Annotated in this window: 2 protein-coding genes; both read right to left on the bottom strand. The window is 69.1% G+C overall.

Going from position 1 to position 9,105, the window contains the following annotated elements:
- Nucleotides 1-8,060 (bottom strand): non-ribosomal peptide synthetase (locus FB597_RS18000; protein WP_144770285.1); only part of this gene is annotated, 8,060 nt, incomplete at its 3' end.
- Entirely contained in the window at nt 8,057-9,052 is a 996-nt protein-coding gene (locus tag FB597_RS17995) for a TauD/TfdA family dioxygenase (RefSeq protein ID WP_144770290.1), read from the bottom strand. The genes FB597_RS17995 and FB597_RS18000, both read right to left, overlap by 4 nt.
- Between the last annotated feature and the right edge of the window lie 53 nt (nt 9,053-9,105).

The following is a 9,105-nucleotide window of genomic DNA, read 5'->3' as shown; positions in this document are numbered from 1 at the left end:
AGCGTTTGCCCGGTATGCGGCACCCGCAAGGCGGCCCGTTTGGGATGCGCCTGCACCTGCGCTTCGATCAGCGCCAGCACGTTGCCGGCTTCATGGACTTGCGGATTACGCGACAAGGCCAGCATTGCCGCCTGTTCCGCCGGGCTCTGACAGGCCAGTTCGGCCAGCGGCCGGTGCAGATGTCCGGCCAATTGCAACAGCAGCGACTCGGTCAGCTGACGCAACGCCTGCGCGCTGGCGGGCGCGATGAGCGCGGCGTCGTAGCGCCACTCCAGCTGCAGCCGTTCGGTCAGCGTGGCGATCAGGGTCAGCGGGTAATGGGTCTCTTCGCGGTTGTGCAGCACCTCCAGGCGCAGGCCCTGCTGCTGCTCGGCTTGCAGGGCCAGATCCAGTGGATAGTTCTCGAACACCAGGATGCTGTCGAACAGCGATTGTCCCGCGCGTCCGGCCCAGGCCTGGATGTCGTAGAGCGGCGTGCCGTCGAACTCGCGCACGGCCAGATTGCTGGCCTGCAGCGTCTGCAGCAGGGTCTGCACTGTCATCTCCGGCTGCAGGCGGATCACGATGGGCACGGTATTGATGAACAGGCCCAGCAGATCCTCCGCACCTTCCAGTTCGCTGGGGCGGCCCGCGACGGTCGCGCCGAAGACCACCGTGGACTGGCCGCAATAACGCGCCAGCACCAGGCTCCAGGCCGCCTGCACCAGGGTGTTGAGGGTGCACTGATGTTCGCGTGCGAAGCTCTGCAGGCGCGCTGTGGCCAGCAGGTCCAGCGTGGCATGGCAACTGCCCTGGCCCCGGCCCGGCTGCTGCAGGGGCGGCAGCGCATTGACCAGGCTGGTCGGGCCTTCGATGCCAGCCAATTGCGCACGCCAGAATTGCTCGGCACTGCTGCGGTCCTGCTGCTGCAGCCAGGCGATGTAGTCGCGATAACGCAGCGTCGGCGTGGGCAGAACCGCGCCCCGGTAGAGCCGCAGCACTTCGCCGATCAGTTGCTGGGTGCTCCAGCCGTCCAGCAGCAGGTGATGGCGGGTCCAGATCAGGTGATGCACCTGATCGGTCACCCGCACCAGGCTCAGGCGCATCAGCGGCGGATGCTGCAGATCGACGCCGCGCGCGTGTTCGGTGGCGGCCAGAGCCTGCAGGGCCGAATCCAGATCGGGGCGCTGGCGCCAGTCGTATTCGTCGATGGCCAGCATGGCGTGCTGGGCCACCCATTGCAGCGGCTGATCGCTGTGCACGAGGAAGCCGCTGCGCAGGATGTCATGACGTTCCAGCACGGTCTGCCAGGCCTGGCGGAAGCGCGCCACTTCCAGGCGGTGCAGGCGCACCTGCAACTGGTTGAGATAGGCGCCGCCCTGCGGAGCCAGCATGGCGTGGAACAGCAAGCCGGCCTGCATCGGCGAGAGCGGATAGAGATCGGCGACACGTTCGGCCGGCAGGCTGTGCATCAGGGTGTCGAGCTGGGACTGTTGCAGGCGCGCCAGCGGGAAATCCGACGGCGTGGCCAGGCCGCGCACCTCGGCGCAATGGGCCAGCAGCGCACGCAGGTTCTGCAGGTATTGCTGCAGAAATGCGGCAATCTCGGGTTGCTGGTGCAAGGCGCTGCAATACAGGCATTCCAGATGCAGCTGGCCATTGGCGACCATGGCCGTGAGGTCCAGCAGGCAGCGGCGCAGGCTGGCCGGATCGCGCTCCAGATCGGCCAGCGCCGCCGTGCGTGGCAGCATCTGCCAGCCCGAGGCCTCGGGCAGCGCATCGAAGCGGCCCAGGTAATTGAAGCTCACCTGCGGCTGTACGCCGGCCTGCCCGCTCTGGCTGCACCAGAGACCATAGCCCAGGCCCTGGCCGGGCCACTGGCGCAGTTGCTCCTTGGTCTGCGTCAGCAAGATGGCCGGCGCACTGTCGGAGACCGTCAGCTGCACCGGGCAGAGCGCGGTGAACCAGCCCACGGTGCGGCTCAGATCCGGCGCGTCCCCGCTGGTGCCGGGCAATTCCTCGCGGCCGTGCGCTTCGACCTCGATGAGGATGCGATCGCGCTGCGCCCATTCGCACAGCGTCTGGGCGGCAGCGGCAAGCAGGATGTCGTTGATGCGGGTGCGGTAGGCGGCATGGGCCTCGCCAAGCAGGAAGGCGGTGCTCGCGCGATCCAGCACCACGGCTTCGCGCGCGCTGCGGGCGATGGTGTTGTCGGCACGCTTGCCGACGCTGTGCGCCGGGGTGCAGGGCAGATCCTCGTCGCCGGTCGACGCCAGTGCTTGCCAGTGGGCCTGCTCCGCAGTGCTCAGGCGGGCCGCCGCCACGGCGCTGGCCCAGGCGCCGAAGCCGCTGCTGCTCTCGTGCAGCGCCGCGCCTTGCAGCAGATTCAGCAAATCTTCCAGCAGGATGCGCCAGGACACGCCATCGACCACCAGGTGATGCGCGATCAGCACCAGCATGCCGTGCGACTGGCGCGGCCGCGTGAGCCACAGCGCCCGCCACAGCGGCCCCTGCGACAGATCGAGGCTGCGCTGGGCGCGCGCAATCGCCGCCTGCTGCGCAGCCGCGTCGGCCACTTGTTGGGCCTCGAAGCATTCACCTGCATGCGGCGCCACCGTTTGCTGCCAGGCACCGGCATCGCTCCGGCGGAAGCGCAGGCGCAGCGCCTCATGCAGATGGCCCAACTGGTCGACGGCATGGCGCAGTCGATCGACCGGGGTGTCGGCCGGACCTTCCAACTGCACACTCTGGTTCCAGTGGGCCGGCGGCTGCGCGTGATGCTGGAAGAACCATTGCTGGATCGGGGTGAGCGGCAACGGGCGCGGGCCTTCCGCTGCCGCCGCCAGTGCGGCGGCGGGCGCACTGCCCTGGGCCTCCAGCGGCACCGCCAGCGCGGCGGCGGCGGCCAGATCCTGCGTCTGCATCAGCTGGCGCGGCGTGATGCGCCAGCCGGCCTTGCGCAGGCGCGCAACGATCTTCAGCGTCAGGATGGAATCGCCGCCGAGGGCGAAGAAATTATCATGACGGCTCACCTGGGCCACCCCCAGCACCTCTTCCCAGATCGCCGCGATCACGCTTTCGGCGCCCTCTTGCGGGCTATCCTGCCGGGGCAGTTCTGCGCTGCCCTGGCTGCCCTCCTGCGGCAACGGCAAGGCCTTGCGGTCGATCTTGCCATTGGCCGTGAGCGGCAACTGCGCCAGCGCCACGAAGTGGGCCGGCACCATGTAGTCGGGCAGGCGTGCCGCCAAGGCGCTGCGCAGAACCGCCGGATCGGCGCTGCCGACCACATAAGCGCACAGTTGCAGACGCTCCTCGGGACCAGGCACGGCCAGCACTTCAGCCGCACTCACGCCCGCCTGGGTGCGCAGGACCGCGCCGATTTCCTGCGGTTCGACACGGTAGCCGCGAATCTTGACCTGATCGTCGATACGGCCCAGGAAGACCAGCCGTCCGGCGCGATCCAGCCTGACCTTGTCGCCGCTGCGGTACAGGCGCGCGCCGCGGCCGGCCGGATCGGCGATGAAGCGCTCGGCCGTGGCGCCCGGCTTGCCGTGGTAGCCGCGTGCCAGACCGGCGCCGCCGATATACAGTTCGCCCGCCGCCCCGCGCGGCACCGGGTTGAGATCGGCATCGAGCACCTGCAGGCTCAGCTGCGCCAATGGCTGGCCCAACGGCAGCGGCAAAGGCTGATCGGCGCCCAGCAACTGGGTGAGCACGCCCACCGTGGTTTCGGTCGGGCCATAGTGGTTAACCACCCGGCAGTCCGGGCGCAGCGCGCAGATATGCTGCAGCAAGGCCGGGCTGGTGCTTTCGCCACCGACGACCAGCGTATGGCGCGGCAGGATCTGCGCGGCCTGCGCAGATTGCAGCAGCGCCTGGAGGTGGCTGGGCACGATCTTGAGCACATCGACGGCGCGCTCCTGCATGAAGGCGGCGAACTGCGCCGGATCGAAGGCAGCCTCGGCTGGCAGCAGCTGCAGCGCACGGCCGGAACACAGGGCGCCGAAGAAGGTGGTATGGCCCAGGTCGGCCGCCACCGTCGAGGCCATGGCCATGCTGCGCACGCCTGGCGGCAGCGCCAGACGCGCCAGCAGCGCCTGCACGTAATTGCCCAGCGCGCCACGGCTCACCGCCACGCCCTTGGGGCGACCGGTGGAGCCGGACGTGTAGATCAGATAGGCCGCCTGTTGCGGGTGTGCCGCGGGCCAGTCTTCCTGTAGCGTCGTCGGCTCTTCGGCGCTGACAGTGGCCGAGGGAATCGCCAGGTATTGCGCCGGCGCACCCGGCAAGCTGCGCAGGCGCGCAGCCTCGGGCGTGGCCAGCAGCAGGCAGGCGCCGCTGTCGGCGAGCTGATAGGCCAGGCGCTCGTCCGGCAACTGTGGGTCCAGCGGAACATAGCAGGCGCCAGCGCGCAGACAGGCCAGCACGGCGACGACGAACTCGGCCTGCCGGCCGCTGGCAATGGCCACCCGATCTTCGGCGCGCACACCCAGCGCGCGCATCCGGCGCGCCAACTGCTCGACCTGGGCGCGCAACTGCTGCGCGTTCAGGCTGACCCGCTCATCGGCCACCGCCAGCGCCTGCGGTGCGCGCCCGGCATGGGCCAGCCACAGCGCAATCACATCGCCCTGACTGTCGATGGCCGCGCACTCGGCCGGCGGCGCCAGCAGCGGCGCCGGCGCCGCTGGCCACGACAGGCGGCCCAGGGGCAATGCCGGCGCCGCGCAGACCTGGGCGGCGAATCCGCCCAGGGCGACCGCCATCTGGCCGATCTCTTCTTGCGTCCAGCGCGTGCTGGCGTAGGCGAACAGGCAGCGTAGCTCCTCGCCCTCCAGGCTGAAATCCAGGCTCAGATCGAAGTGGGCCTCGCCCCCGCTCAATTCCTCCAGCTGCAACGACAGCGCGCCTGCCTGCCACACCGGCAAGGCTTCGCGTTCGGTGCACTTGACCTGGCACAGCGGATGCACATGCGGCTGCCGCTCCGGTTGCAGGGCCTGCACCACCATGTCGAAGGACACATCCTGGTGCTGGCGCGCCGCCAGCACCGTCTCGCGCACCTGGCGCAGCAAGGCGTCGAAGCCGAGCCGGCTGTCCAGACGAGTGCGCAACACCTGCAGGTTGAGCAGATAGGCGATCATGGCGCGCGTCTGCGGATGGCTGCGTTCGGCCATGGGCGCGCCCACACGCAGATCGCTGCAACCGGTGGCGCGATACAGCACCAGGTCCAGCAAGGCCAGCATGCCCATGTATAGCGAGCAGCCCTGTGCCGCGCACAATTCGCGCAGCGCCCGTGTGATGTCGGCCGGCAGCGTGAACGCATGGCGCGCCTCGGGCAGGCCCTCTTCGGAGCAAGTCTGACGGCGGCCGTCCGGCAGCGGCAGCGCTTCGTGCTCGCTGCCCAGCTGGGTGCGCCAGTAGTCGAACTGGCGCGCGATCTCTGCGCTGTCCAGCTGTTGCTGGCGCCACACGGTGTAATCGCTGAACTGCAACTCGGGCGCGGCCGGCAGTGGCTGGCCCTGGCTATGCGACGCATACAGCGCGCACAGGTCTTGCAGCAATACCGGCAGGGATTGGCCATCGGCGGCGATGTGGTGCAGCGTGATGCCCAGCGCATGACGCTGTTCATCGATGCGCACCAGGCAGGCGCGCAAGGGAATCTCCTGCGCCAGCGCGAACGCCAGGCGGGCGCGCTGTTCCAGCCATGCGCGCGCCTGCGTCGCATCGACGGACATGTCGCCCAACACTTCCAGTATGCCGGGGCGGGCCGGCAGGGCCAGTTGTACTGGCATACCGTCGGACTGCACGCGATACACCGTGCGCAGGATGGCATGGCGCGCGACCAGGTCATCGAGGCTGCGGCGCAGCGCCGCCACATCCAGCGCGCCTTGCAGATGCAGGATGCCCGGCATGTTGTAGGCCGGGCTGTCGGGGGCGAGCTGCCAGGTGGTCCAGAGCGAATGCTGGGCCGGCGACAGCGGCAGGCCCGCCTGGCGCTGGGTCTCGGTCAGGGCCGCAATGACGGCAGGCGCCTGGCGCGGCGCGTTCTGGCGTACTGTCTGCAACTGTTGGGCCAGTTGCTCCAGCTGCGGGTATTCGAAGATCAGGCGCACCGGAAAATCGATCTGCCAGTGCTCGCCGATGGCCGCCGCCAGCTGCACCGCCTTGAGCGAATTGCCGCCCTGGCGGAAGAAATGCGACTGCCCGGCCAGCGCCGGGGTGTGCATCACGCGCTCCCACAGGGTGCGCAGAGCGGCGGTGTCCGGGCTGTCGCCAGCGGCCGCTGGAGAGACGGCAGGCGTCTGCCCGGCGCCTCCCTGCAGACGGCCAAAGGCCTGGATGGCATAGGCATCCAGGCTCTGCGTGCGCCAGCCATCGCGGCAGGCGCTGCGTTGCAGCTTGCCGCTGGAGGTCTTGGGCAAGGCCCCCGGATTGAGCAGCACGATGACGCTGGCGGCCTCGTTGCAGGTTTGTACGATGCATTCCTGCAGCGCTTCCACCAGTTGCTGCGGCGCGACCATCTTTTGCACGCCGCGCGAGATTTCCAGCGCCACGCCGATGCCTTCCACGCCCTGCGGATGCCATTGGCGCGGGATGGCGAAAGCCGCCACGCGGCCCTTGCGGGCCAGTTCGACCTCGCTCTCGATGGCGCGCTCGATGTCCTGCGGATATACGTTCTGGCCACGGACGATGATCATGTCCTTGCTGCGGCCGGTGACGAACAAGGCGCCCGCGCGGCAGAATCCCAGGTCGCCGGTGCGCAGCCAGCGCTGGCCGTCCAGTTCGACGAAGGCGTGGGCGCTGTCGTCCGGGCGGCGCCAGTAACCGGCGGCAATGCTGGGGCCCGCGGCCCAGATCTCGCCGACCTGGCCGTCGGCCAGCGCGGCGCCGGTGGCCGGATCGGCAATGCGCAAGGCATGGCCGGTAGGCGAGATGCCGCAGGCCACCAGATGGACCGCCTGCGGCGCCGCATCGATGACATCAATGGTATCAATGGCCTCAATGGCATCGGCACGTCCCTGGCGCAAGCCCTCGGCATCGAACGCTGTGACCTGCATGCCCCGGCCGCGCTGGCCGCCGGTGACCAGCAGCGTCGATTCGGCCAGGCCATAGCAGGGATAGACGGCGTCGGCGGCAAAGCCGATCTTGCCGAAGCTGTCGATGAACTCCTGCAGGGTATCGTGGCGCACCGGTTCGGCGCCCGAGAACGCCACCCGCCACGAGGACAGATCCAGCCCCGCCGCACGCTCGCCGCGGATGCGGTCCACGCACAGCCGATAGGCGAAATCGGGACCGCCGCTGATGGTGCCGCGATGGCGCGCAATGGCTTCCAGCCAGCGCATCGGACGTTCGAGGAAGAAGGCCGGCGACATCAGCACCACCGGGATGCCGCGGTACAGCGGCTGCAGCAATCCGCCGATGAGGCCCATGTCGTGGTAGAGCGGCAGCCAGCTGACGAACACATCATCGCTGCGCACGCCCAGGCGCTCCTCGATGGCGGCTTCGTTAGCCATCAGGTTGGCGTGGGTGACCATCACGCCCTTGGGGCGCGAGGTGGAGCCAGAGGTGTATTGCAGGAAGGCGACGTCGGCGGGAGCAATCGCGTGTTCACGGAAGACGCCCTCCCCGGCCTGCGGCGCATCGACGGCCAGCATCGTGGCCTGCCCTGCCAGCGGCGCAGCCGCGGCCTGCAAGGCGTCGCGCACGGCGGCGGTGACCAGCCAGCAGGTGGCGCCGGCGTCGTCGGCGATCCCGGCCAGGCGCTGCAGGTGCTGCTGGCGCATCGATTCCGGGCGGTGCAGCGGCACCGCGATCAGGCCCGCGGCCAGGCAGGCGAAGAAGGCGATGACGTAGTGATGGTCGTTGTCCAGCAGCAGCAAGACGCGCGCGCCCGGTGCATGGCGCTGTTGCAGGCGCGCGGCCAGCGTGCGCACGGCGTCGGCCAGCTCGGCGTAGGTGAAGGCGCGCTCGCCTTCGGCGTTGACCGTGGTCAGCGCCAGGTCATGCGGGCGCGTCTGCGCCAGCTGGAACAGGCGGGCGACGATGTGAGCGGCGCGGTCGGGGGAATCTGCGGTAATCGTCATGGCGTGGCAATCGAGGGGAAAGAGCAGTCGAGATTGGTATGGGAGCGCGACATCGCCACCACCACCTTGCGCGGGCCGGAGAACGGCGTTCTGGCGTGGGCCGCCAGCATGTTGTCGAGCATGAGGACGTCGCCCGGCTGCCACGGGAACATCACTGTTTCGGCGGCCAGCACTTCCCGCACCTGGTCGAGGATGGCGTCGTCGATGGCGCTGCCATCGGCCCAGCAGACGTTGCGCGGCAACTGCTCTTCGCCGACCAGGTCGATCAGCGATGCGCGCACTTCCGGCGCCAGGTTGGAGGCATGGAACAGGTGCGCCTGGTTGAACCAGACCATCTCGCCGGTGACCGGGTGGCGCTCTACGCCCTGGCAACGCTGGCGCGTGCGCAGGCCATCGTCGTCCAGCCATTGCCACTCGATATGCTGGCGGCGGCAGAAGGCCTCCACTTCGGCGCGCGTCTCCATGCCGAAGACGTCCTGCCATGGCAGGTCGAAGTCGTGGCTGTAGTGGCGCACGTAGAGCAGCCCCTGGGCGAAGCGTTCGCGAATGGCCGCGGGCATCCTGCGATAGATCGCGCGGCTGTCGGCGATCGGGGTTTCGCCCCCTGCCGGCGAGGCGGTCACGCAATGGAACCAGATGCGCATCGGCCATTCACGCGTGTAGGCCTGCTCGTTATGCAGCGGGATGTGCTGGTGGGCCGGATATTCGGTGGAGGTATAGATGCCATTGGCCACCGAGGAACGCGGTGTGGAGGCGAATTCGTAGCGCAGCAGCGGATCGCCGAAGCTGGCGGCGAACTGCTGGAAGTCGGCCACGCTGGGCACCTCGAAACCGCGCAACAAGACTCCGCCGACGCTGCGCAGATGCGCCTCGATCTGGCCGCAGAGCGCGTCCCCGGCCTGGGCCAGCGTCTGGCCGGGGTGCAGTGGCTGCAGCAGCACCGGCAAGGCGTCCCTGCCGGCGTCGGGACGGGGATGGCGGCTGAAGACCAGCGGCGCCAGGGAGGGGGTATCAATGGTGGCGGTAGTAGCGGTGATCAAGGCGA

Origin of the sequence: Herbaspirillum sp. SJZ099, from assembly GCF_007828355.1 — a bacterium.
GTDB lineage: Bacteria > Pseudomonadota > Gammaproteobacteria > Burkholderiales > Burkholderiaceae_D > Herbaspirillum.
Note: the sequence above shows the minus strand (reverse complement) of the source record. Positions and strands in the feature narration are given on the sequence as shown.